We start from the raw sequence: 22,484 nt of genomic DNA on the forward strand, positions 1-22,484 counted from the left end.
AGGCCGTCGTTCCCGCATCCCAACACGATAAGATGATCAAGACGAATCGTCGTTCCCGCCCCAACCATCCTCATGTGCGAAAGACGGGGCTAGCGGTCTTCGCGTGGTGGCCTGGGCCTGCGCTGGCCTGCCGGACGCTCGCCGCGGGCGGCACCTTCTGCGCGCGGGCGGCGGGCAGGAGTGCCCTCGGGACGCGGGCGACGGGCCGGGGTGCCTTCCGGACGGGGGCGGCGCGGACGGTCCTCCGCGGGCTCCTCGCGGCTCGGCTTGCGGGGCGCGGGCTTGCTGCGGGACTTCAGCTCGGCCTTGGCCTCGCGGACCTCGTCCTTGGACGGCCGGTTCGGGTCCTTCTGGATCATGATCCGGACGATGCCGAGCAGGACGGTGACGGCGGTGGTGACGGCCATGACCGGGAAGCTGTCGATCAGCGGCTTGCCCAGGCCGAGCGCCATGGAGGACAGGCCGCCCTTGGCGACGCCGCCGGTCAGCAGCACGAGCGTGGGCACCGTGGCGGCCAGGATGAGCGGCGGCTGCACCATCGGCGCGAACAGGCTGCGGCGCTGCACCAGCAGGATGCCGGCCAGTGCGCCGACGAAGAAGACGACGTTGAACGTCCAGCCGACGGTCTTGCTGGAGTTGATGTCGATGAACGCGCCGATGAACGCCGGGACCAGGGCCGACAGGATCGCGGCCCACCACGGGATGCCCTTGAACGACCCGAAGATGGCCCGGTAGTTCCACGGAACGGCGTCGTAGTCCTCGACGTCGTCATCGAAGGCAGCCGAACGGTCGCGCAGCTCACTCACGCCGCACACGGTAGCCGTTCGGCCATTAGGTGTTCGTCAGTCCGCTGCTTTCTCACCCAGAAGCAACCTGTTGGCACTCTCCGTGCGTTTTATGCGGACTGTTCGTCCGCCCTTCGGACGAGAGGCAGCGGAGTCGGGGTGGCGGAAGCCTCGGTCAGCGGCTCCACGCTCGCCCGGAAACCCTCCAGCGCGTCCAGTTCGCGGCGCCGGGCCGAGAGGAACCGCTGCAGGTGGGTCGTGGAGAGGTTGACGGCGTCGATCGCGGTGTCGGCGGCCCGGTTCGCGCGGCCCGCCTGGAGCCTGACCTGCTCGACGTCGTCGGCGAGGGCGCGTTCGGTGACCGCGAACATCGCGCTCGACGCGATCACTGCGAACCCGGTCGGCCCGCACAGGAAGACGCGGCGGTCGAGCAGCCACCTGAGCAGTTCGGGATCGGTGTCCAGGGCGGCGACGACCGCGCCGTCGTTGGGGACGAACATGATCGTGCCGTAGATCGCGTCCGCCCAGCGCTGGTAGCCCTTGCCGGCCAGCTCGGCGGCGCGGGAGCGGATGTTGCGGACGTGGACCCGCAGCGCGTCCTGACGTTCCTGCGGATCGTCCGTTTCGACCGCTTCGGCCCACGTGGCCATGGACATCTTCGAGTCGACCGGGACCATGCGGCCGCCGCCGACGCTGAGCACCATGTCCGGACGTACCGAGCCGCCGCCCGCCACGTCCGTCTGCAGCGTGTAGTGGAGGTTTTCCCTCAGTCCGAGTGCGCGCGCCGTTTCGACGAGGACCTGCTCGCCGAGTTCGCCACGGCCGCTGACGCTGGAGAACGCCACTTCGTAGCGTTGCAGGGCTTGCTGTTGTGCGTCGTAACGCGCGCGTTCGGCACCGATGGCCTGGAGCGCCTCGTCGGTGCGGCGGACGCTGTCCTGGTAGAGGCGGTAGACGAACACCAGCGCCCCGGCACAGACGAGCGCCAGGACGAGCGAGGCGGTGATGATCACTGCGGTCACGGCACCGATGATGCTCCCCCAGAGATGTTGAACTCGATCGGGTGACACGCCGGGAACCCTCCCGGAGTTTTGTCGGACCTCGTCTCTACGGTTGGTGCCATGCGGATCCTGCACACCTCCGACTGGCACGTGGGGCGCACCTTCCACGGCCGCGATCTGCTCGTGGAGCAGGAGTCGGTGCTGAGCGGCCTCGCTGACCTGGTGTCTTCCGAGAAGGTCGACGTCGTGGTCATCTCCGGCGACCTCTACGACCGCGCGGTGCCGTCCGCCGACGCGGTGTCGTTGTGCGCGCGGGTGCTGATGCGGATCCGCGCGGCCGGGGCGCGAATCGTGATCACCCCGGGCAACCACGACTCGGCGGCGCGGATCGGGGTGTTCGGCGACTTCGCGGCGGCGGGCGGGCTGTACCTGCGCACGCAGATCTCGTTGCTGGACAAGCCGGTCGAACTGGAGGACGAGCACGGGCCCGTTGCGGTGTACGGGATTCCGTTCCTGGAGCCGGAGCCCGCGCGGCACGTTCTCGGCATCGCGGACAAGGGCCACGCTCCGGTGCTGACCGAGGCGATGCGGCGGATTCGCGCCGACCTGGCATCGCGTGAGGCCCGATCGGTGGTGCTGGCGCACGCTTTCGTGACGGGCGGGGCGCCGTCGGAGTCCGAGCGCACCATCGCGGTCGGTGGCGTGCAGGACGTGTCGATGCAGGTGTTCTCGGGCGTCGACTACGTGGCATTGGGCCATCTGCACGGCCCGCAGACGCTGGCGGAGAACCTGCGCTACTCCGGAAGTCCGTTGGCGTACTCGTTCTCCGAGGCGCGGCAACGCAAGTCGGTGTGGCTGGTGGAGCTGGACGCGGGCGGTCTCGTCGGGGTGGAGCGGCGTGATCTGCCGGTGCCGCGCCAGCTGGCGACGGTGACGGGGACGCTGGCCGACGTGCTGGAAGATCCGGCTCACAAGCCGCTGGAGGACCACTTCCTGTCGGTGGTGCTGACCGACCAGGTGCGGCCGATGGACGCGTTGCGGCAGTTGCAGACCCGCTTCGAGCACGCGGTGCACGTGGAGTGGCGGCCGGAACAGGGCCTGCAGCACACCATGACGTACGCCGATCGGGTGCGCGGCCGCACCGACGAGGAAGTAGCGTGCTGCTTCGTGTCGGACGCCCGTGGATCCGAGCCCTCCTCCGCCGAGATGTCGTTGCTGCGCGAGGCTTTCTCCGCTGTCGCGAGGGAGCAGGAGCAATGAGGCTGCACCGCCTGGAGCTCACCGCGTTCGGCCCCTATCCGCGTCCTGAGGCCGTCGACTTCGACGCGCTCGGCGCAGACGGCCTGTTCCTGCTGCACGGAGACACCGGCGCGGGCAAGACGACGTTGCTGGACGCGGTGGCGTTCGCTCTGTTCGGCCGGGTGCCGGGCGCTCGCGGCGACGTGAAGAAGCTGCGCTGCGAGTACGCCGATCCCGAGGTGCCGACGGAGGTGTCGCTCGAGCTCACCGTGCAGTCGCGGCGGTTCCGCATCGTGCGCTCGCCGGAGTTCGACCGCCCGAAGAAGCGCGGCGGCGGTTTTACGACCCAGCCCGCCAAGTGCTCGCTGACCTGGCTGGAAGGCTGGGACGGCGAGGGAATCACCCGGATCGACGACGTGGCCCGCGCCGTCGAGGACCTGCTGGGCATGTCCTACGAGCAGTTCTTCCAGGTCGTTCTGCTGCCGCAGGGGGAGTTCGCGAAGTTCCTGCGCTCGGACACGGCCGAACGCGAGGTGCTGCTGGAGAAGCTCTTCGGCACCGAGCGGTTCCTGGACGTCGAGAAGTGGTTCCGCGACAAGCGAGTCGTGGCCGGCCGCGTGCTGGAGGAACGCCGCCAGGGCGCCTCCGAGTTGATGCACCGCGTCGCCGAGGCCGCCTCCGAGGAGCCGTCGTTCGAGCCGGGCTGGCTGGAGTCGGTGCTGGAACGGTTGGCGGGGGCGGTCCGCGAGGCTGAGGCGGCCTCGGAGGAGACCGCGGGCGTGGCCGACGGCGCGGACGCCCTGCTGGCCCAGGCCCGCGTGCAGGCCGACCAGATCCGTCGTGTCCGCGAGGCCCGCGAGATGCTGGCCAGGGTGGAAGCGGCCGACTCGGCCTCCTGGTTCGCCGAACGCGACGCCGCCCGCCGCGCGATCCCCGTCGTCCCGGCCTACAACGAGATCGCGAAGCTCCAGGAGTCCTACAAGTTCGCGGTTCGCGACGAGGCCACCGCCGCGGAAGCCCTGGCACGCCTGGGTTATGAGGGTTCCTCGTTACGCGAAGACGCCGAGCGCTGCCGTGAGGAAGCGGGCGGCCTGGCGGAGCTCGCGGCCGAGGCGGAACGCCAGAAGTCCGACGAGCGCAGGCTTTCGGAGCTCAAACACTCCTCGTACCAGGTGGAACGCCGCCTGCTGGCCCTGAACGCCGAACTGGAGGTGCTCCCGGAACGCCTGGCTCAATGCCGAGCCCAGCTGGACGCCGCCGCGGAAGCCTCGGCCCGTCTGGAGTCGCTGAAGACCCGCGCCGACGCGGCCGAAGCGCTGCCCGGTGCGACGAAGGCCTTGGAGCGCACCAAGAACGAGCTGCACCAGGCGATCGACGTCCACCAGAAGGCCAAGGACGTCCTCCAGCAGGTCCGCCACCAACGCCTGGAGAACATGGCCATCGAACTGGCCGCGGCGTTGAAGCGCGGCAAGCCCTGCGCCGTCTGCGGTTCCCCGAGCCACCCCGCCCCGGCCCAGCCGATGCTGGGCGGCGTGGACGCGACGGACGAAGAAGTAGCGGCCACCGACGAACAAACCGCCCTCGACCGCCGCAACGAGGCGGAACGAGCCGCTCACGCCGCCGAACTGCGCATTCAGGCCTGCTGGGAGGCCCTGGGCTCCGACGAGCCCGCCTTCGCCCTCTCCGAGTACCGCTCCGCTCTGGAGCTCGCCCGCACCCGTTCGCAACGCCAGAACGAGTTCGTGGGCCTGGAAGCCAAAACCCGTGAACTCGGCACCGAGAAGGCCAAGGTCGAACAAGACCTCGTCGGCCTGCGCACCGAGCACAGTTCCCTCGTCACCGTCGTGCAGGAACGCGGCGCCCGCCTGGACAAGGCCCGCGGCGACCACGACGACGTCCTGACCCGCCGCGACCACCTGCTCCGCTTGGCCAAGGCCCTGGTGGAACTGGCCGACCGCCGCGCCGCCCGTGAGAACGCCCTCTCCAGGGTGGAGGAACAGCAGGCCTCCGCGGCCTCGGCAGCCGCCGAAGCGGGCTTCCCCGACGTGGAAACGGCCCTGGCCGCCGCCCGTCCGGCCATCAAGCTCCAAGCCCTGGACGAGCGCATCGCGGCCTGGGAACGAGCCCGGGCCACCGCCATGGCCACCCTGGAAGAGCTGGCTGGGATCGACCCCTCGGACGCGGTGGACCTCAACGAGGTGACAGCCGCCGCCTCCAGCGCCCGCGCCGCGGCCTCGCTGGCCGCCACCACCCTGGCCCGAGCCCGCGCAGCCTTCGAGCGAGTCAGCGAACTGGCGGCCCGTCTGCGAGCCGAGTGGAAGTCGCTGGAGCCCCTGGAGGCTTCCTACGCCGAACTCGACGCGCTCACCGACGTGATCAACGGGCGGGGCCAGAACTCCAAGAAGATGACGCTGCGCTCCTACGTCCTGGCCGCCCGCCTGGAAGAGGTGGCCGTGGCCGCCTCAGCCCGCCTGCACCGCATGAGCCAGGGCCGCTACAGCTTCGTCCACTCCGACTCCGCGGGCGCCCGCGGCACGCGCGGCGGCCTGAGCCTGGACGTGCTGGACGACTACTCGGGCCGCTCCCGCCCCGCGAAGACGCTGTCGGGCGGGGAGTCGTTCCTCGCGTCGCTCTCACTCGCCTTGGGGCTGGCGGACGTGGTGGCCAACGAGACCGGCGGGGCGTTGCTGGACACGCTGTTCGTGGACGAGGGTTTCGGAACCCTGGACTCGGACACGTTGGACATCGTCATGAACACGCTCGACGAGTTGCGTGCCGGTGGGCGGGTGGTCGGGCTCGTCTCGCACGTGGAGGAACTGCGGCAGCGGATTCCCACCCGGTTGAGGGTTCGCAAGGCGCGCACGGGGTCCACATTGGAGGTCTCGCTCGGCTAGCCTCATCGAGGTGCTGTCCCACGTGGAAATCACCGCGCGTGCCGAGGTCACTCCGGCGGCCCACTTCGCGTGGTCGAACCGCCTCGACCTCACCCACGACTGCCTCATGTGCCTGCGCGTCGGCCGCGTGATGCAGCTGCAGCACGGCATGCCGTACGGCCTCTGCACGGGCAACGAGCACCCCGCGCCGATCAGGGTGAGCGCGTTCGACGCCGCGGAACACGGTGCCGGGCGCAGGCTGCGGTGCCGGATCACGTCGTGGTGGGCACCCTTCAACGACCTGATGGAGCCCGATGTCCAGGCCTCGGAACTGACGGCCCAGCCGTGGGCGCGGCTGAACTTCCGCGTCGGTTGCCACACCTGCCGCGACAACGGAGTCGGCGACTGGCTGGGCGTCGAGGGCGTCCTGACCTCCGGAGCCGGCCCGGTCACCACCTCGTGCCCGCGGTGCGCGACAGAGCTGGTGACCGGTTCCGCGCCGGAGATCAACCTGGTCGCTTAGGCCTCGTGGGCCAGCAGCCAGCGCTTCACGTCGAGGCCCCAGCGGAACCCGCCGAGGTTGCCGCCGATCCGGATCACCCGGTGGCACGGCACGAACAAGGCCACCGAGTTGCGCGCACAGGCCGAAGCTGCGGCCCGGATGGCGGCCGGGCGTCCGGACAGTTCCGCGTACTCGGAGTAGGTGACCGGTTCTCCTGCCTTGACGGTGCGCAGGACGTCCCACGCGTGCTGCAGGAACGGGCCGGACTTCTGCCTGACCTCGACCGTGTCGATCGAGGTCAGGTTGCCCTCGTGGTAGGCGATGACGGCCTTGGTCACGTCGCCGAGGTCCTTCTTCGAGGTGATCTCCGACGGCATCAGGGAAGCGTGGATCTGGGGCGTCAGCAGGGCGATGTCGGCGGTCCAGCCGCTGGCCAGCACCGCTCCGTCCGACGCGACGATCGCGGTGAACGGCCCCGCCGGGGTGTCCACAGTGGACGTGTGCGCGACGCTCATGATGTTGCTGCCTTTCTGGTCAGGTGTGCTCCGGCGTAGGAGCGCCACGGCCGCCACTCGGGGCCGTGGGAAGCCAGGTGCTGCGAACCGGGCGGGAGCACCAGCACGTCCGGCGCGCCCAGCACTCGCATGGCCACCTCGTCGGCGACGGGCGTGCCGACCAGGGGTGCGAGCTCTTCGGTCAGGTCCTCGATCGAGCGGCCCACGTCCACGACGAGTCTGCCGCTCGCCACGGCCTCGGTGACGGGGTGGTCCCCTGCCGAGTAGAGGTGGGTCAGTGCGCCGTCCGGGACCTGCAGCGGGACGCCGGCGTACGGCGCCACGAGCCTCAGCAACGTCTCGGTGCCGTCGACGCTGCCCGCCACGCGGATGCCGGGCGCCGAGCGGACCAGCGGGCCGATCAGCGGGTCGGCGCCGAGGAACGAGTCCACGGCGACGGGGTCGGCGTCGAGGTCCAGCAGGCGGCGGACGCGGGACACGGCCGCGCCCAGATCGCGCATGTCGGCGAGCCGCAGCGAGCACAGGACGTGGTCGGTCGGGAACGTCAGGCAGACCGTTGCCTCACCGTGGGGCAGCGACAACGTTCGCCCGTAGGAGTCCGCCGTCACCTCCTCGACGCCCGGCAGAGCATGCGCGCGGAAGTGGGCGAGCAGACCGGCAGCGTCGAACGGCGGGCGGTACGGCAGCCGCAGCACGATCCGGCCCGGTGTGCCGACGGGCGCCTTGCCGCGGCCGCGCATGTCGGACGGCGTCGAGGCGAAGACCATGCGGATGGTGTCGTTGAACTGGCGGACCGACGCGAACCCCGCGGCGAACGCGATGTCGGCGAACGACAGCTCGGTCGTCTCGATGAGCAGCCGGGCGGCGTGGGCGCGGTGGGCGCGAGCAAGGGCCAGCGGTCCGGCTCCCAGCTCGGCGGTCAGGACGCGGGTGAGGTGGCGTTCCGAGTAGCCCAGGCGCGTGGCCAGGCCGGTGACGCCGTCGCGTTCGACGACGCCATCGCTGATCAGGCGCATCGCGCGGCCGGCCAGGTCGGCGCGCAGGTTCCACTCGGGCGAGCCGGGGACGGCGTCGGGCAGGCAGCGGCGGCAGGCTCGGAAGCCCGCCGACTGCGCGGCGGCGGCCGTCAGGAAGAACTGGCTGTTGCGGCGCTTCGGGGTCACCGCGGGGCACGACGGCCGGCAGTAGATGCCGGTCGTGCGGACCGCGTGGATGAAGCAGCCGTCGAAACGGGCGTCACGTGCGGAGACGGCCCGGTACGCGTGCTCCTCGTCAATGACCATGCCATGGATCCTGCCAGCGGGAACGGGCAATGGCTCGCGGGAATCGGACACGACCGTCGCCTGCCGTAGACTCGTCGCTCGTGAGTTTGACCCTCGGTATCGTCGGCCTGCCCAACGTCGGCAAGTCCACCCTGTTCAACGCGCTCACGCGCAACGACGTGCTCGCCGCGAACTATCCGTTCGCGACCATCGAGCCGAACGTCGGCGTCGTGCCGTTGCCGGACGCGCGCCTGACCAAGCTCGCCGAGATCTTCGGCTCCGAGCGCGAGGTGCCCGCCGTCGTGTCGTTCGTCGACATCGCGGGCATCGTGAAGGGAGCGTCGGAAGGCGAGGGCCTCGGCAACAAGTTCCTCGCGAACATCCGCGAGGCCAACGCGATCTGCCAGGTCATCCGAGTCTTCGACGACCCGGACGTCGTGCACGTCGACGGCCGCGTGGACCCGGCCTCCGACATGGAGACGATCAACACCGAGCTGATCCTCGCCGACCTCCAGACCCTGGAGAAGGCCATCCCGCGCATCGAGAAGGAGGCGCGGATGCAGAAGGACCGCCGCCCCGCCCTCGAGGCCGCGAACAAGGCCAAGGAGATCCTCGACTCCGGCCGCACGCTGTTCTCCGCGCAGTCCGAAGTGGACAACGCGCTGATCCGCGAGCTGTCCCTGCTCACGACGAAACCGTTCCTCTACGTCTTCAACGCCGACGAGGGCGTGCTGGGCGACGAGGCCCGTCAGAAGGAGCTGCGCGAACTGGTCGCCCCGGCCGACGCGGTGTTCCTGGACGCGAAGGTGGAGTCCGAGCTGCTCGAGCTGGACGAGGAGTCGGCTGTCGAGCTGCTGGAGTCGATCGGCCAGCACGAGCCGGGCCTGCACTCGCTGGCCCGCGCGGGTTTCCACACCCTCGGCCTGCAGACGTACCTGACCGCGGGCCCGAAGGAAGCGCGCGCCTGGACGATCCCGCAGGGCGCCACCGCCCCGCAGGCGGCCGGCGTCATCCACACGGACTTCGAGAAGGGCTTCATCAAGGCCGAGGTCGTGTCGTTCGACGACCTGGTCGCGGCGGGGTCGAAGGCCGACGCGAAGGCGGCGGGCAAGGTCCGCATGGAGGGCAAGGACTACGTCATGTCCGACGGCGACGTGGTGGAGTTCCGCTTCAACGTCTGATCGGCTCAGCGCCGGGCTCCTGGAGTCCGGCGCTGTGACGCCTTGACTGCGTCGACCGGGAGCAAATCACACCCGTGCGTCTCACCTCGCGCACATAGACTCACGTCCTGTGACCGTCGAGTACCGCGTGCTGGGACCGCTGGAGGTCCTCCACCACGGCGAACCGGTCGCGGTCGCGGCAGGTCGCGGACGGGTGCTGCTCGCCACGCTGTTGTTGCGCGCCAACGAGTTCGTGTCCGTCGACGAGCTGGTCGACCGGGTGTGGGAGGGAACACCGCCCGCAGGAGAGCGCGTGCACAAGACGTTGCAGATGACCGTGAGCAGGTTGCGGCAGGCGATGGGCGAGGCGAACTGCATCGTGACGTCCTCCCGCGGCTACTCGGCGTCCGTCGCACTGGACCGGCTCGACCTGGCTCGCTTCCGAAGCCTCACCGCACAGGGCGAGCACCGTGCCGCACTCGAACTCTGGCGCGGTCCGGTGCTGGCCAACGTCGCGTCCGAGTCGCTGCATCGCGACGACGTGCCGCGCCTCAACGAAGAACTGGTCGTCGCGCTGGAAAGCCGCATCGACCAGGACCTGCGCCGCGACACGGATGCACTGGTCCCTGAGTTGCGCTCCCTCGTGAAGCGGTACCCGTTGCGGGAGACGTTCTGGGCACAGCTGATGCTCGCCCTGCACCGGTCGAACCGGCAGGCGGAGGCACTTGCGGTCTACCAGGAGATCCGTGACCACCTGGCGGACGAGCTCGGCGTCGACCCCGGCCCGCGGCTGCGTGAGGCGCACCAGCAGGTGCTCAGCGGCGAGGTCCCCACCGTCGCGGTTCCGCGTCAGCTCCTGGCGGGTGTCCCGCACTTCGTCGGTCGCGAACACGAGTTGGCACGGCTGTCCGACATGCTCGTGACCCGGCCGGGCGAACCCATCGTCATCTCCGCGATCAACGGTATCGGTGGCGTCGGCAAGACCGCGCTCGCGCTGCAATGGGCGCACGAGGTCGCCGATCGGTTTCCCGACGGCCAGCTCTACGTGAACCTGCGCGGCTTCGACACTCGCGCCGAGCCGCTGGACCCGCTCACCGTGATCCGCGACTTCCTGCGCGCCTTCGGGATGCAGGAAGTCCCGTCGTCCGATGACGCACTGGTCGCGGCGTACAGGTCGGCGCTGGCCGAACGACGGACGCTGCTCGTGCTCGACAACGCCAGGGACGCCGAGCAGGTCCGGCCGCTGTTGCCCGGTGGTCCGGGCAACCTCGTGCTCATCACCAGCCGGAACCGGCTCGGAGGGCTGGTCGCGAGAGAAGGCGCTCAGCCGGTCGCGTTGGACGTGCTCGACGACCAAGGAGCGGCCGACCTGCTGACGGAGCGGATCGGCGCGGCACGGATCGCCGCCGAGCCGGAAGCGGTGTCCCGCCTGGTCGAGCGGTGTGCGGGGCTACCGCTCGCGCTCGGCATCGTGGCCGCCCGCGCGACGTTCGGGAATTCGCTCACGGCACTCGCGGATGAGCTGGAGCAGGAACGGCTCGACGCGCTCGATCTCGACGACTCGGCGACCGGTGTCCGCGCGGTCTTCTCCTGGTCGTTGCGCTCGGTGAGCGAAGCCGCCGCGAGGGTGTTCGTGCTGCTGGGCCTACATCCGGGCCCGGATTTCGCCATCTCGGCGGCAGCGAGCCTGGCAGCGATGTCACTCGCCGAAACGCGGAAGGCACTCAACGAACTCGTTGCGAACAGTCTCGTGCACACCTCGGCGAACGGCCGGTTCGGGCAGCACGACCTGCTGCGGGACTACGCCGCAGAATGCGCGGCCGAACTGCCGGAAGACCAGCGTGACGAAGCATCGCGCCGCATGTACGACCACTACGTGCACAGCTCGGTGCACTCATGGCACGCGATGCAGACAGGAGCGAGGTGGCAGTCGATTCGACCGCAGGCAGACGGTGCAGTGGTGGACATACCCGCTCACCTTGACGCGGCGAACGACTGGTTCCTCGTTGAACAAGAGGTGCTGCTCCGCGCGACGCGGCAAGCCGTGGCAACTGGAGAGGACGAGGTCGCCTGGCAGTTGGCGTTCTCGTTGCACCTGACTCTGCTCAGGGGTGGCCATCTCACCGAGGCCGAGGCGGTGGAGACGCTCGGGCTCGCTGCTGCGGAGAGGGTTGGGGACGTGTGGGGACAGGCCCGCCTGCACCGCGGCCTCGCGGCTGTTCACATCGCAACGCGCTCGTTGGCGGACGCTGAGTTCCATCTGCGCGAAGCCTTGCGCCGAGAGATCTCCCTCGGAGATCTCTCGGCCGAGATGTACCTCAGCACAGGGCTGGCCTGGGTGTTCGAGGTCCAGGGACGCCATGCGGACACGTTGGAGGTGCTGCGGCAGCTGGAACCGAGAGTCGCCGACCTCACGCCCTTCAGCCGAGCGAGCCTCTGGGCCGCTCTGGGCAGGGCTCACCATCGGACAGGTGAGATCGAGTCTGCCTTGGAGTTGTGTCTGCGCGCTCGTGCCGAGTACGAGTCGATCCCCGGCATCAACCCGGAAGTCGCCATCTGCACGAACCACGAAACCCTGGGTGACATCTACCTGGATCTCGGCAGAATCGAGGAGGCAGTGGCCTGCTTCGAGGAGTCCGTGCGGTTGCTTCGGGTGATGCGATCGACACACGAGCTGTGCGGCGCGCTCGTCATGCTGGCGAAGGCGCTGGTCGCGGGAGCTGAGCGCGATCGTGCCGAGGAGTGTCTCCAGGAGGCGGAGTACATCCTCGGGCAGCGGGAGGACGCGACGGCCGAGGAGTTGCGGGCGCAGTTGGAAGCAATGCGGGCCGATTAGGTTTGTACCGACGTCTGTGGGGTAGCCAGGAGAAGAGTTCCCCACCTGGAGGTGTCATGATCGTTCTCGGTCTGATCCTGCTTGTCGTCGGTTGGCTGGCTGGTATCAGCATTCTGACGACCATCGGAGTGGTGCTTCTGGTGATCGGTGCCATCCTCGCCGTTCTCGGCGCAGTGGGTAAGCCGGTCGGCGGTCGTGCGCACTACTTCTGACGCACCGCGCGTCTCTCTTTCCTGACGGAAAGTTGAAGAAAGGGTGAGACTCCACAATGGAGTCTCACCCTTTCGCTTGTCTTACAACGACTTACACGTTGCCCTTGGTGCGAGCGGCAACGGCGAACACTCCGAACGCGACCCCCAGCATGGCCAGAGCGGCGACAGCGGCAACTACAAGATCAACAGACATGACTGATAGAACTCCCTCTTGCGATCTCTCCCGTCCTTATGACGTCGGGGTACCCCCGAAAGTTGCCTCGGGTAACGTTTTCGGGGTGAAACTCCGTGCTGTGGAAGCGCGTGTGCTCTCCGTAGCACCGTGGCTGCTCGCGTTGTCGGTCGTCGGGCACCTTCTGATGGTCGCGTTCCAGACGAAGATGACCATGATCGACCTGCTGGTCTACCGCAACGGGTCGCCGCACCTGTTCAAGGGCGACCTGTACGAATGGCGGCTCGACCAGTACGCGGACGTGTTCCCGCTGCCGTTCACGTACCCGCCGTTCGCGGCCGCGATCTTCACGCCGATGAGCTGGGTGCCGTGGGAGGCGTCACGGTGGATCTGGCAGCTCCTCTGCCTCGCCTGCCTCTACTTCATCGTGCGCACGAGCCTGAAGCTGCTCAAGCTCGACGACCCTCGCCGCGCGATGATGTGGACCGCGCTGGTGCTGTGGATCGAGCCGGTGCGCACCACGCTCAACTACGGCCAGATCAACCTCGTGCTGTGCGCGATTCTGATCGGCACGCTCGCGAGCGCCCGCAACTGGGTCGGCGGCGCCGGCGTGGGTTTCGCCGCGGGCATCAAGCTGACGCCCGCTATCTCCGGTTTGTACTTCCTCATCACCAAGAGGTGGATGGCCGCTGTCTGGTCGTTCGTCGCGTTCGTGGTGGTGTACGGCATCGGCTGGGCGATCTCGCCGTCGCAGTCGGACAAGTTCTGGTTCCAGCTGCTCGGTGATGCCAGCCGGGTCGGGCCGGTCGGCAGCGCGATCAACCAGTCGTTGCGCGGTGCGTTGAGCCGCACGGTCGGCTACGACGTCAAGACCGGGCCGCTGTACATCGTCGGCGTGCTCGTCGCGGCCGCGCTGACGTGGTTCGCGGTCAGCAAGACCAAGGACGTGCTGGCGTTGATCATCAGCGTCCAGATGCTCGGTCTGCTGGTCTCGCCGATCTCGTGGAGCCACCACTGGGTGTGGATGGTGCCCGCCCTCCTGTGGCTCATCTACGAGGGCGGACACCTCCTGTGCAAGATCACCGCCGGTCTCTGGGTGCTGCTGACCGGCGGTTACCTGATCTCGTTCCTGCTGATGGCCCAGCCGAACATCTGGGACTTCCCGCGGCCCTGGGTCTTCGTGCTGCTCGGGTGGGGCTATCCGGTGGCGGGCATGCTCACGCTGGTCGCCATCGGCCTAGCAACCAGGCGTAAGCGGGACGAGTTGCTGTCCGGCGATGAGGAAGCTGCCCACAGCGAACCCAGCGGTGTCGCCGGCTGAGGCGGGCTTCCAGGAGTTGCGGTCCGCGACCCAGCCGAGCATGCCGTCGGCGTCCAGCGCGGTCTGCAGGGCCAGCCAGCCCTTCTGCACGTACGGCAGGTAGGTGTCCTTGTCGAGTACGCCCGCGTTGATGCCCGCCGCGAACGCGTAGGTGATCATCGCGGTGGCCGCCGAGTCCTTGCCGGTGGCGCCCCAGAAGCCGTCGTGACGCTGCAGGTGGCGCAGCGTCTGGGCGGACTTGCGCAGCGTCTTGGCGTAGTCGGCGCGGTACGGGTTGTCCTTCGGCAGCGCCAGCATCGCCTTGGCCAGACCCTGCACGGCCCAGCCGTTGGTCTGCACGTTCGGACCCCACAGCCCCGTGACCTCGTTGAACTTGCGGTGCTTGAGGTTGCGGTAGGACTTGTACGAGTAGTCGAGCAGGTCCTGGTTCAGGTCGGCCACGGCGATGCGCGTGAACGACGGCAGGGCCATGTTCAGGGCGTCGGGCGACTTCCAGTAGTCGTACTTCCCGGTCTTCGCCTGGGCGTACAGGTTGTCCCGCAACGGCTGGAGCACCACGGGCTCGGGGTGGAAGTACGAGACGTCGAGGTAGGCCTCACCGCTGGACTGGGCGTCCGGCGCGTAGGGGTTCGCCGGGTCGAGCGGCAGCAGGTACTTGTTCGCCTGCACCCACGGCCACGTCTTGTGGTTGCTGATGCCCGTGGTCCGCACCTGGGCGAGGTTGCCGACGTGGAAGTTCGCGTTGGACCAGTTGTTCGCCTTGAGGTCGGTGCCCTTGGCGAGCCAGGCGAAACTGGCCTTGATCATCGTGTCCGTGAGGGCGCAGGGCACGGCCTGAGCGGCCGTCGGCGCGATCAGAAGGCTGCCTGCCAGCGCCACAACGAACAAAGATGTGCGCAACCGCATGAGGGTGTTCCCTCTCCTATCCGCTGGCGGCGGCAGCGCACATCTTGACCGAATCAGGCCAACGCGTCCAGGACTCCGTCGATTTCCTCGGCGAGAGATACGTCCAGCGCGGTGATTCCTCCCTTGTAGTGAGTGCTCAGGCGAAATGTGAGGGTCTTGTAGCGGATGTCGATGTCCGGATGGTGGTTGTCGTTCTCCGCGATCTCCGCGACCCGGTTCACGACCATGATCGCCTGGGAGAAGTTCGCCAGCTCCACGGTCCTGACCAGCGCCGCGTCCTGGGCGGTCCAGTCGGGCAGCTTGGGCAGCACGTCGTTCAACTGATCGTCGCTCAACAGCTCGGCCATGTCCTGATCGTCCCACCACGTCACGTAAGCTGCGCGTTTGCCACGGGAGTCCGGTGAAGCGCCGGGCTGAGAGGAGGGCTCGCAAGCCCTCGACCGTCCACCTGATCCGGGTCATACCGGCGTAGGGAGAGGTTTGACGTGAGAAGGATTTTTGCTGTCGTCGCTGCTTTGGCGCTGACCGGTTGTTCGGCCGGTACCTCGACCGCGCCGCAGACGCACGAGGTCACCCTGGTGACGCACGACTCGTTCGTCGTGAAGGACGGCCTGCTGGACGAGTTCCAGAAGGCCAGCGGGATCACCGTGAAGCAGATCGCGAGCGGTGACGCGGGTGAGCTCACGAACAAGCTGGTGCTCACCAAGTCCAACCCGATCGGCGACGTCGCGTTCGGCATCGACTCGACGTTCGCCTCGCGCGCGCTGGGCGAGGGCGTGTTCGCCGAGTACGCCTCGCCGGAGGCCACGAAGGGCGCGCAGCGGTACAAGGCCGACGACTCCAACCGCCTGCACGCGGTCGACGTCGGTGACGTGTGCCTGAACATCGACCCGGCCAAGCTGGGCGGCGTCGAGCCGGCCTCGTACGAGGACCTGACCGACCCGAAGTTCAAGGACAAGCTGGTCGTGGAGAACCCGGCCACGTCGTCGCCGGGGCTCGCGTTCCTGCTGGGCACGATCGCGAAGTTCGGCGAGAACGGCTGGCAGGAGTACTGGACCAAGCTCAAGGCCAACGGTGTGAAGGTCGTGAGCGGCTGGGAAGAGGCCTACAACCAGGACTTCAAGGCCGACCGCCCGATCGTGGTGTCCTACGCGTCGTCGCCGTCCGCTGAGGGTGGCGCGACGAAGGCCGTGCTGAACACCTGTTACCGCCAGGTCGAGTACGCGGGCTTGCTGTCGAAGGCCAAGAACGCCGCGGATGCGCAGAAGGTGCTCGACTTCCTGCTGGGCGAGAAGTTCCAGGCGCAGGTGGCCGAGCAGATGTACGTGTACCCGTCACGTGAGGGCGTCGCGCTGCCCGAGTCGTGGGCCAAGGACGCTCCGTTGCCGACTTCGCCGCAGTCCCTGCCCGCGGACAAGGTCAAGGACAACCGCGAAGCGTGGGTCGAGCAGTGGCGCAAGCTCGTGCAGGGCTGAGTTCTCGAACGGGGTGGTCGGCGGCGGCGCTGCTGCCGCTGGCCTTCCTCGGACTGTTCTTCGCGTGGCCTGTGCTGGCGATCCTGTCGTTGGGGCTGCGCGAGGGCGGTGTCTTCTCGGCGCTCTTCGACGGTGAGACCTGGGAACTCGTCGGATTCACGCTCGGTCAGGCCGCTGCGTCGACCGTGGTGGCGGTGCTCGCCGGGCTGCCGGTGGCGTTCGTGCTGGCCCGGTGCCGTTTGCGCGGGCTTGGCGTTGTGCGCGCGGCCGTGATGGTGCCGTTCGTGCTGCCGACCGTGGTGGTGGGCCTCGCGTTCCGGACGTTCTGGCCGGACGGCGGGGTGCTGCCGATCGTGCTGGCGAACGCGTTCTTCAACGTGGCCGTGGTCGCGCGGACCGTCGGCGGGCTGTGGGCGCACACGGATCGACGGGCCGAGGACGCGGCTCGGGCTCTCGGGGCTTCTCGTCCGCGGGCGTTCGTGTCGGTCGTGCTGCCGGCGTTGGCGCCGGCGATCGGGTCCGCGGCCGCGGTCGTGTTCTTGTTCTGCGCCACGAGCTTTGGTGTCGTGCTGGTGCTGGGCGGGTCCCGGTACCGGACGCTGGAGACCGAGATCTACCTGCGGACGGTCGAGCTGTTCGACCTGTCCGGGGCGGCCGCGTTGTCGTTGCTGCAGTTCGCCGCGGTGCTGGCCGTCCTGGTCCTGGGTGCGCTGGCTCGGCGGCGGCGGGAGACCGCGTTGTCGTTGCGCGGCAGGGAAGAACTGGCTCGGCGGCCGTCCGGTGGCGAGTGGTACGTCGTTTTCGCCGCTCTCGCCGTGGTGGTGGCGTTGCTGACGCCGGTCGTCGGCCTGGTGACCCGTTCACTGTCCACTCGGGACGGGTGGAGCTTCGCCGGATACGCCGCTCTGGCAACGCGCGGTGATCGCGGGACGTTGGCGGTGACCGGGCTGGACGCGGCTTTCAACTCCGTGCGGACGGCGTTCGACGCGACATTGGTGGCGTTGGTGGTCGGGGTGTTCTCGGCTGTGGTGCTGGTCGGGCTGCGGCGTTCCGGGAGCCGGATCGCTGAGGTGCTCGACACCGCGTTGATGCTGCCCCTGGGTGTGTCCGCGGTGACGGTCGGTTTCGGGTACCTGGTGACGATGGACGCGCTGCCCGGTGATTTCCGGACGTCGCCGTTGCTCGTGCCGTTGGCGCAGGCGTTGGTGGTGACGCCGTTGATCGTGCGGATGGTGCTGCCGGTGCTGCGGGCCGTGGACGAACGGCTGCGGCAGGCCGCGGCGACGTTGGGCGCCTCGCCGTTGCGGGTGTGGCGCGAGGTGGACCTGCCGCTGGTCGGACGGTCGCTGGTGGCCGCGGCGGGGTTCGGGTACGTGGTGGCGCTGGGGGAGTTCGGGGCGACGAGCTTCCTCGCGCGGCCGGACTCGCCGACGTTGCCGGTGATCATCGCCCGGCTGATGTCGAGGCCGGGGGAGTTGAACAGCCAGATGGCCTATGCGTCGTGTGCGCTGCTGATGGTCGTCACGGTCGGGTGCGTGCTGCTGATCGAACGGTTGCGCGTGCCGAGCAGCGGGGAGTTCTGATGGCGCTGGAACTTGACTCGATCACTGTCCGGTATGGACAGACGGTCGCGGTGTCCGACGTGTCGTTGTCCGTGGGCGACGGCGAGGTCGTCGCGTTGCTCGGGCCGTCCGGGTGCGGGAAGTCGACGTTGCTGCGCACGATCGCCGGGCTGGAGAAGCCGTCTTCTGGCTCAGTGCGGTGGGATTCCTCGGATCTGGCCGGGGTGCCGGTGCATCGGCGGGAGTTCGGGCTGGTCTTCCAGGACGGGCAGCTGTTCCCGCACCGGTCGGTCGCGGGGAACGTGGCTTTCGGGCTGCGGATGCACCGGGTCGACCGCGAGGAGCGGGACAAGCGAGTGCTGTCGCTGCTGGAGCTGGTCGGGCTGGAGGGGTACGCGGATCGGCGCGTGACGCAGCTGTCCGGTGGCGAACAGCAACGGGTGGCGCTGGCGCGGGCGTTGGCTCCTTCGCCTCGGCTGTTGCTGCTGGACGAGCCGTTGTCGGCGCTGGACAGGGCGTTGCGCGAACAGCTGGCGGTGGATTTGGCGCGGTTGTTGCGGGAGGCTGCCACGACCGCTCTGGTCGTGACGCACGACCACGACGAGGCGTTCACGCTGGCCGACCGGGTGGCGATCATGTCGCGCGGCCGGATCGTCCAGGTCGGGCCGCCCGCCGAGGTGTGGTCGTCGCCGGTCGATGTGGAGACCGCGAAGTTCCTGGGGTGCAACAAGTTCGTGCCGGGCTCGTTCGTGGGACTCTCGTCGGAACGGGTCGGGCTGCGCGCCACGGCGTTGCGGGTCGATCCGTCGGGTTCGCTGGAGGGTGTCGTCCTGGAGCGCGTGCACCGGCGTGATCACGTGCGGTTGCTCGTGGAGATCGACGGCGAGGAGTACGAGGCGGTCGGGCCGATGAGCGAGGTCGGGGACCGCGTGCGGCTCGCAATTGATCTCGACGGAGTGGCGCGCATCGGCTAGGAATGGTCCTCATGGGACCTCTGGGGGGACGAGTCGCGCTGGTCACGGGTGTGAGCAGGCGGCAGGGCATCGGGTATGCGATCGCTTCCAGGTTGGCGTCGTTGGGCGCTGACCTGTTCGTGCAGCACCACGTGCCGCACGACGCCGCGCAGGAGTGGGGCGCCGACTCGATCGACGAGGTGATCGCGGGTCTCGGCGGCCGCGTCGAACATCTGGGCCTCGACCTGACCGAACCGGATGCGCCGGATCAGCTGGTCGCGGCGGCGGTCGAGGCGTACGGGCGCGTCGACGTCCTGGTGTGCAACCACGCGCTCAGCGGGTCGGACGGTCCGCTGGGTGAGCTGGACGCGGCCATGCTGGACAGGCACTACGCGGTGAACGCGCGGTCGACGATCCTGCTGACGCAAGCGTTTGCCCGTCAGCACGACGGCGCGAAGGGCGGGCGGGTCGTGTTCATGACGTCCGGGCAGAACCTCGGGCCGATGCCGAGCGAGGTCGCGTACGCCGCGTCGAAGGGCGCGCTGGTCGGGATCATGTCGACGCTGTCCCACCACCTGATCAGGCAGGGGATCACGATCAACGCCGTGAACCCCGGCCCGACCGACACCGGCTACGCGAACGAGGAGACGCGCGAGTGGGTGCGGGAGCGGATGCCGCTCGGCAGGTGGGGCCAGCCGGACGATGCCGCCCGGCTGGTCTCCTGGCTCTGCACCGACGACGCCGAGTGGATCACCGGTCAGGTGATCAACAGCGAGGGCGGTTTCCGCTGAGGTCCCGGTGGTGCCGGGTCAGCTGTCCTTCGTGATCAGGCGCATCGCGGCGAGGCCCGTGCCGATCAGCAGGTAGCAGCCCGCGAGCAGCGTGCTGTCCCAGATCTGGTCGACCGGGATCGGGTCCCGCATCACGTCGAGCAGGCCCGGGAACCCGGTCGTGATCAGGAACGGGTGCAGCCAGTCCAGCGACGAGAACTGCCCCAGCACCTGGAACACGATGATCGTCGTCATCGTCGCCGCCTGCACCACCAGCGGGTGCTCGGTGGTCGAGGAGACGGCGAGGGCGACCGCGCCGATCGACACCATCTGGAACGTGATCAGCACGATGAACAAAGCGATGCGCACCAGGCCGTCTGCGGTGCTCAGCGTCGTGCCGGACAGCGTCATCATGCCGTCGGTGCCGAGGAACGCGGTTCCGGCGATGATGCCCACGACCGCCATCAGCGTGACGGCGAACAGCGACATCGCCGCGAGGCCGAACAGCTTCACGAACAGCAGCCGCACACGGGAGACGGGTGCGACCAGCAGCCCGCGCAACGTGCCGTGCTGCGCCTCGCCCGCGAGCCCGTCCGCCGCCCAGATCGACGCCACCAGCGGCAGCAGCAGGTTGATCGACAGGAACAGGGTGAAGATCGGCACGACCAGGCCGTTGCCCTTGAGGATCCCGGCGAGGCCGGGCCCTCCGCTGTCGCCGTCGCCCGCGGTCCAGATGCCGAAGCTGATGATGATCGGCACCAGGACGAGCCCGAACAGGCCGATGAGGGTCCGCGGCCGGCGCAGCATCCAGCGCACCTCGGAACCGAACTGACGCGTGATCATCGCGGTCCCCCGTCCAGCGTGTCCACAGCGGACATTCCGCGCTCTGCCTCCTCGGCCTCGGTGAGCCGCGCGAACAGCTCCTCCAGGCCGGTCTTCCACCGCGTCGCCTCGTAGACGCCGACGCCGGCCTTGACCAGCGTCTCGATCACCTGCGGCGCCGACGTCCCGGCGAGCTCGACCCGCAGGCCCTCGCCGAGCGGTCGTGCGGAGATCTTGGCGCCGCGCAGTGCGCTGAGCGCCGTCTCGACGTCCGGCGTGATGACCTGGAGCGCCGAACCGCCCGCCTGCAGCAGTTCGGTCAGTTCGCCTTGCGCCACAACGGTTCCGCGGTGCAGCACCGCGACGTGCGTGCAGGTCGCCTCGACCTCGCTCAGCAGGTGGCTGGAGACGAGGACGGTGCTGCCCGCCGCGTGCAGCTCCGCGATGATCTTGCGGATCTCCCGCGTGCCGGCCGGGTCCAGGCCGTTGGTCGGCTCGTCGAGCACGACCAGCTTGCGCGGCACGAGCAACGCCGCGGCCAGGCCGAGACGTTGCTTCATGCCGAGCGAGTATCCCCGGTACCTGCGGTGGGCCGCCTGAGCGAGCCCGACGCGTTCGAGCGCGTCCTCGACAGCCTGTTTGATGTTGCGCTTCTCGAGGAGCGGCTCGAACGCGGCACACCTGACGAGGTTCTCCCGGCCACTCAGGAACGGGTGGAACCCCGGGCCCTCGACCAGCGCGCCAACGTGCGGCAGCGCCTGCTCGGCTCCCTCCGGCAGAGGCCTGCCGAGCAGCTCGATCTCCCCCTGCGTGGGCCGCACCAACCCGAGCAGCATCCGGATCGTGGTCGTCTTGCCAGACCCGTTGGGGCCGAGCATGCCGAGCACGGCCCCTTCCGGCAGCTCCAGGTCGACGCGGTCGACAGCGACCGTGCTCCCGTACTCCTTGCGCAGACCCTTGGTCCGCGCGGCGACGGCGGTGGTCTTCCCCGTCGTCACCGGCGCGCTGGTCGAGGTGGTCACTTCACCTGTCCGATCGTGTCGAACAGCACCTGCTCGGGGACGGAACCGGCGACGACCCGGCCATCGTCCGCGATCAGGATCGTGGCGACCTTGGTGGTGAACAGCTTGCCGCTGCCCCAGTTGCCGCTGACCTTCTTCGTGAAGCGGTCGACGAGACCCTGGGCCTGCGCCGGGACCTGCGTCATGGCCTCAGCCGGGATCCTGGCGCCGAGCACCGTGTCCCAGCCCGTGCCGAAGATCTGCGGGTTCTCGCCCTGCAGCGCCTGTTCGATGCCGATCTCGGGCTTGTGCTGCTGCCGCTGTTCCTTCGCTTCCGGCGTGGTGACCTTGGCGTTGGACGGCGGGGTGAACTGGAACAGCTTCTCGTCCTGCGGTCCGACGTTGATCTGGCTGAAGCCGACCGTGCCGGCCGGTTCCGCCGTGCCGTTGGTCAGGACCGCCACACGCAGCGGCATCTTCAGCTCGGCGTCGACCGCGATCCTGACCTCGCGGATCAGGGTCTTCTCGCTGGCCTTCGGGGTGAGCACGAGCTCGTAGGCGGCCCGGTTCGCGACCCGTGCGGTGCCGTCCACCGAGATCTCGCTGAACTCCTTGGTCATGGTGACGATCTCCTTGGCCGCGGTGGCCGGGTCGATCGCCTTCTGCTCCTTGGTGTCCGGCTTGTCCTGGGCCTTGTCCCCGGACTTGTCCTCAGCCTTGTGCTCGGACTTGGTCACCTCGTTGTCCTGCGAGTTCCAGGACCACGTGGTGGTGCCGTCGTCGACGATGGTCTGCTCGGACTGGCCGTTGGGCAGGGCCAGCCGGAGCTTGCCGTTCCCGTCGGTCCAGATCCTCGCGCTGTGCTTGCCATCGGCCAGCTGCGGGATTTCGGCGATCGCGGGGAGGCCTAGCTTGTTGTCGACCTCCACGGTGCCGCCGAAAGCTCCTGGCTTCGCGGTCAGGACCTGCTCCACGAGGGATTCCGCGGAGACGGTCGGTAGTGACGGTGGCTGGCCTGCGCCTGCGGGCATGGCTAGCAGGCTCAGGCCTGCCGCGCCGGTGACCACACCGGCCGCTGCTGCGGCCAGGGTCACCTTTCGCTTGTTCATCTGGTCCC

At 68.9% G+C, this 22,484-nt stretch carries 20 protein-coding genes and 1 riboswitch; of the genes, 11 read left to right on the plus strand and 9 right to left on the minus strand.

Annotation, left to right across the window (positions count from 1 at the left end):
• Positions 1-89 precede the first annotated feature (89 nt).
• Both ABZ345_RS45730 and ABZ345_RS45735 read right to left on the minus strand, forming a co-directional pair.
• The gene (locus tag ABZ345_RS45730) at positions 90-806 is read right to left on the minus strand and encodes a DUF6542 domain-containing protein (protein ID WP_359861766.1); all 717 of its coding nucleotides are present in this window, start codon (positions 804-806) and stop codon (positions 90-92) included.
• 89 nt (positions 807-895) lie between these two features.
• Complete coding sequence (locus ABZ345_RS45735) at positions 896-1,807, minus strand: DNA recombination protein RmuC (RefSeq protein ID WP_359861768.1); 912 nt, start codon at positions 1,805-1,807, stop codon at positions 896-898.
• Between the two features lie 99 nt (positions 1,808-1,906).
• On the opposite strand from ABZ345_RS45735, the gene ABZ345_RS45740 reads away from it, so the two are divergent.
• Genes ABZ345_RS45740 through ABZ345_RS45750 form a run of 3 tightly spaced genes read left to right on the plus strand, consistent with a single transcriptional unit; the run spans position 1,907 to position 6,421 of the window.
• Positions 1,907-3,046: an exonuclease SbcCD subunit D gene (locus tag ABZ345_RS45740; RefSeq protein ID WP_359861770.1), complete on the plus strand. Its 1,140-nt coding sequence runs from the start codon at positions 1,907-1,909 to the stop codon at positions 3,044-3,046.
• Positions 3,043-5,919, plus strand: a complete 2,877-nt coding sequence (locus ABZ345_RS45745) for an SMC family ATPase (RefSeq protein ID WP_359861772.1) — start codon at positions 3,043-3,045, stop codon at positions 5,917-5,919. Before ABZ345_RS45740 ends, ABZ345_RS45745 begins: the two co-directional genes overlap by 4 nt.
• A gap of 10 nt (positions 5,920-5,929) precedes the next feature.
• Positions 5,930-6,421 carry a hypothetical protein gene (locus ABZ345_RS45750; RefSeq protein ID WP_359861774.1) on the plus strand — a complete coding sequence of 164 codons (492 nt, stop codon included), beginning with the start codon at positions 5,930-5,932 and terminating at the stop codon, positions 6,419-6,421.
• On the opposite strand, the gene ABZ345_RS45755 is transcribed toward ABZ345_RS45750, so the two are convergent.
• Both ABZ345_RS45755 and ABZ345_RS45760 read right to left on the minus strand, forming a co-directional pair.
• Positions 6,418-6,915 (minus strand): methylated-DNA--[protein]-cysteine S-methyltransferase, encoded by a 498-nt coding sequence (locus tag ABZ345_RS45755; protein ID WP_359861776.1) that lies wholly within the window; start codon positions 6,913-6,915, stop codon positions 6,418-6,420. The two genes, ABZ345_RS45750 and ABZ345_RS45755, sit on opposite strands and share 4 nt — an antisense overlap.
• On the minus strand, positions 6,912-8,198 hold the full coding sequence (locus ABZ345_RS45760; RefSeq protein ID WP_359861778.1) for an AlkA N-terminal domain-containing protein: 1,287 nt from the start codon (positions 8,196-8,198) through the stop codon (positions 6,912-6,914). The genes ABZ345_RS45755 and ABZ345_RS45760 overlap by 4 nt, the downstream gene beginning before the upstream one ends.
• An 80-nt stretch (positions 8,199-8,278) precedes the next feature.
• Here ABZ345_RS45760 and ychF point away from each other — a divergent pair, with 80 nt between their 5' ends.
• The 4 genes from ychF (at position 8,279) to ABZ345_RS45780 (ending at position 13,878) form a co-directional block, all read left to right on the plus strand.
• Positions 8,279-9,358, plus strand: coding sequence for a redox-regulated ATPase YchF (gene ychF, locus ABZ345_RS45765; protein ID WP_359861780.1), 1,080 nt, complete (start codon positions 8,279-8,281; stop codon positions 9,356-9,358).
• A gap of 109 nt (positions 9,359-9,467) precedes the next feature.
• Positions 9,468-12,173, plus strand: coding sequence for a BTAD domain-containing putative transcriptional regulator (locus ABZ345_RS45770; RefSeq protein WP_359861782.1), 2,706 nt, complete (start codon positions 9,468-9,470; stop codon positions 12,171-12,173).
• 56 nt (positions 12,174-12,229) lie between these two features.
• The gene (locus ABZ345_RS45775) at positions 12,230-12,385 is read left to right on the plus strand and encodes a DUF6131 family protein (RefSeq protein ID WP_086662791.1); all 156 of its coding nucleotides are present in this window, start codon (positions 12,230-12,232) and stop codon (positions 12,383-12,385) included.
• 278 nt (positions 12,386-12,663) lie between these two features.
• Positions 12,664-13,878 (plus strand): mannosyltransferase, encoded by a 1,215-nt coding sequence (locus ABZ345_RS45780; RefSeq protein ID WP_359861784.1) that lies wholly within the window; start codon positions 12,664-12,666, stop codon positions 13,876-13,878.
• Here the strand turns inward: ABZ345_RS45780 and ABZ345_RS45785 are convergent.
• Positions 13,795-14,784, minus strand: a complete 990-nt coding sequence (locus ABZ345_RS45785; RefSeq protein ID WP_359861786.1) for a glycoside hydrolase family 88 protein — start codon at positions 14,782-14,784, stop codon at positions 13,795-13,797. The genes ABZ345_RS45780 and ABZ345_RS45785 overlap by 84 nt on opposite strands.
• Positions 14,785-14,837: 53 nt before the next feature.
• Positions 14,838-15,131 carry a 4a-hydroxytetrahydrobiopterin dehydratase gene (locus tag ABZ345_RS45790; protein WP_359861788.1) on the minus strand — a complete coding sequence of 98 codons (294 nt, stop codon included), beginning with the start codon at positions 15,129-15,131 and terminating at the stop codon, positions 14,838-14,840.
• Positions 15,132-15,165: 34 nt separating this feature from the next.
• Positions 15,166-15,276, plus strand: a riboswitch (TPP riboswitch).
• Between ABZ345_RS45790 and ABZ345_RS45795 the strand changes: the two genes are divergently transcribed.
• The 4 genes from ABZ345_RS45795 to ABZ345_RS45810 all read left to right on the plus strand — a co-directional run bounded on the left by ABZ345_RS45795 (position 15,270) and on the right by ABZ345_RS45810 (position 19,565).
• Positions 15,270-16,259 (plus strand): thiamine ABC transporter substrate-binding protein, encoded by a 990-nt coding sequence (locus tag ABZ345_RS45795; protein ID WP_359861790.1) that lies wholly within the window; start codon positions 15,270-15,272, stop codon positions 16,257-16,259. Its footprint overlaps the riboswitch before it by 7 nt.
• A 29-nt stretch (positions 16,260-16,288) precedes the next feature.
• The gene (locus tag ABZ345_RS45800) at positions 16,289-17,842 is read left to right on the plus strand and encodes an iron ABC transporter permease (protein ID WP_359861813.1); all 1,554 of its coding nucleotides are present in this window, start codon (positions 16,289-16,291) and stop codon (positions 17,840-17,842) included.
• Positions 17,842-18,795, plus strand: a complete 954-nt coding sequence (locus ABZ345_RS45805) for an ABC transporter ATP-binding protein (protein WP_359861792.1) — start codon at positions 17,842-17,844, stop codon at positions 18,793-18,795. The genes ABZ345_RS45800 and ABZ345_RS45805 overlap by 1 nt, the downstream gene beginning before the upstream one ends.
• A gap of 11 nt (positions 18,796-18,806) precedes the next feature.
• Positions 18,807-19,565: an SDR family oxidoreductase gene (locus ABZ345_RS45810; protein ID WP_359861794.1), complete on the plus strand. Its 759-nt coding sequence runs from the start codon at positions 18,807-18,809 to the stop codon at positions 19,563-19,565.
• An 18-nt stretch (positions 19,566-19,583) separates the two neighbouring features.
• Here the strand turns inward: ABZ345_RS45810 and ABZ345_RS45815 are convergent, their stop codons facing one another.
• Genes ABZ345_RS45815 through ABZ345_RS45825 form a run of 3 tightly spaced genes read right to left on the minus strand, consistent with a single transcriptional unit; the run spans position 19,584 to position 22,476 of the window.
• The gene (locus ABZ345_RS45815; protein WP_359861796.1) at positions 19,584-20,387 is read right to left on the minus strand and encodes an ABC transporter permease subunit; all 804 of its coding nucleotides are present in this window, start codon (positions 20,385-20,387) and stop codon (positions 19,584-19,586) included.
• A complete protein-coding gene (locus ABZ345_RS45820) occupies positions 20,384-21,388 on the minus strand; it encodes an ABC transporter ATP-binding protein (protein ID WP_359861798.1) in 1,005 nt (334 codons plus the stop codon). The genes ABZ345_RS45815 and ABZ345_RS45820 overlap by 4 nt, the downstream gene beginning before the upstream one ends.
• Complete coding sequence (locus ABZ345_RS45825; protein WP_359861800.1) at positions 21,385-22,476, minus strand: hypothetical protein; 1,092 nt, start codon at positions 22,474-22,476, stop codon at positions 21,385-21,387. Before ABZ345_RS45825 ends, ABZ345_RS45820 begins: the two co-directional genes overlap by 4 nt.
• Between the last annotated feature and the right edge of the window lie 8 nt (positions 22,477-22,484).

The organism is Lentzea sp. NPDC005914, from assembly GCF_040629405.1.
GTDB lineage: Bacteria > Actinomycetota > Actinomycetes > Mycobacteriales > Pseudonocardiaceae > Lentzea.

Bases quoted from the DNA above. Each gene is read 5' to 3' on its own strand.
- ABZ345_RS45745 (WP_359861772.1), top strand. From the start codon at position 3,043: ATGAGGCTGCACCGCCTGGAGCTCACCGCGTTCGGCCCCTATCCGCGT.
- ABZ345_RS45825 (WP_359861800.1), bottom strand. From the start codon at position 22,476: ATGAACAAGCGAAAGGTGACCCTGGCCGCAGCAGCGGCCGGTGTGGTC.
- ABZ345_RS45740 (WP_359861770.1), top strand. From the start codon at position 1,907: ATGCGGATCCTGCACACCTCCGACTGGCACGTGGGGCGCACCTTCCAC.
- ABZ345_RS45790 (WP_359861788.1), bottom strand. From the start codon at position 15,131: ATGGCCGAGCTGTTGAGCGACGATCAGTTGAACGACGTGCTGCCCAAG.
- ABZ345_RS45760 (WP_359861778.1), bottom strand. From the start codon at position 8,198: ATGGTCATTGACGAGGAGCACGCGTACCGGGCCGTCTCCGCACGTGAC.
- ABZ345_RS45815 (WP_359861796.1), bottom strand. From the start codon at position 20,387: ATGATCACGCGTCAGTTCGGTTCCGAGGTGCGCTGGATGCTGCGCCGG.
- ABZ345_RS45810 (WP_359861794.1), top strand. From the start codon at position 18,807: ATGGGACCTCTGGGGGGACGAGTCGCGCTGGTCACGGGTGTGAGCAGG.
- ABZ345_RS45785 (WP_359861786.1), bottom strand. From the start codon at position 14,784: ATGCGGTTGCGCACATCTTTGTTCGTTGTGGCGCTGGCAGGCAGCCTT.
- ABZ345_RS45775 (WP_086662791.1), top strand. From the start codon at position 12,230: ATGATCGTTCTCGGTCTGATCCTGCTTGTCGTCGGTTGGCTGGCTGGT.
- ABZ345_RS45755 (WP_359861776.1), bottom strand. From the start codon at position 6,915: ATGAGCGTCGCGCACACGTCCACTGTGGACACCCCGGCGGGGCCGTTC.
- ABZ345_RS45805 (WP_359861792.1), top strand. From the start codon at position 17,842: ATGGCGCTGGAACTTGACTCGATCACTGTCCGGTATGGACAGACGGTC.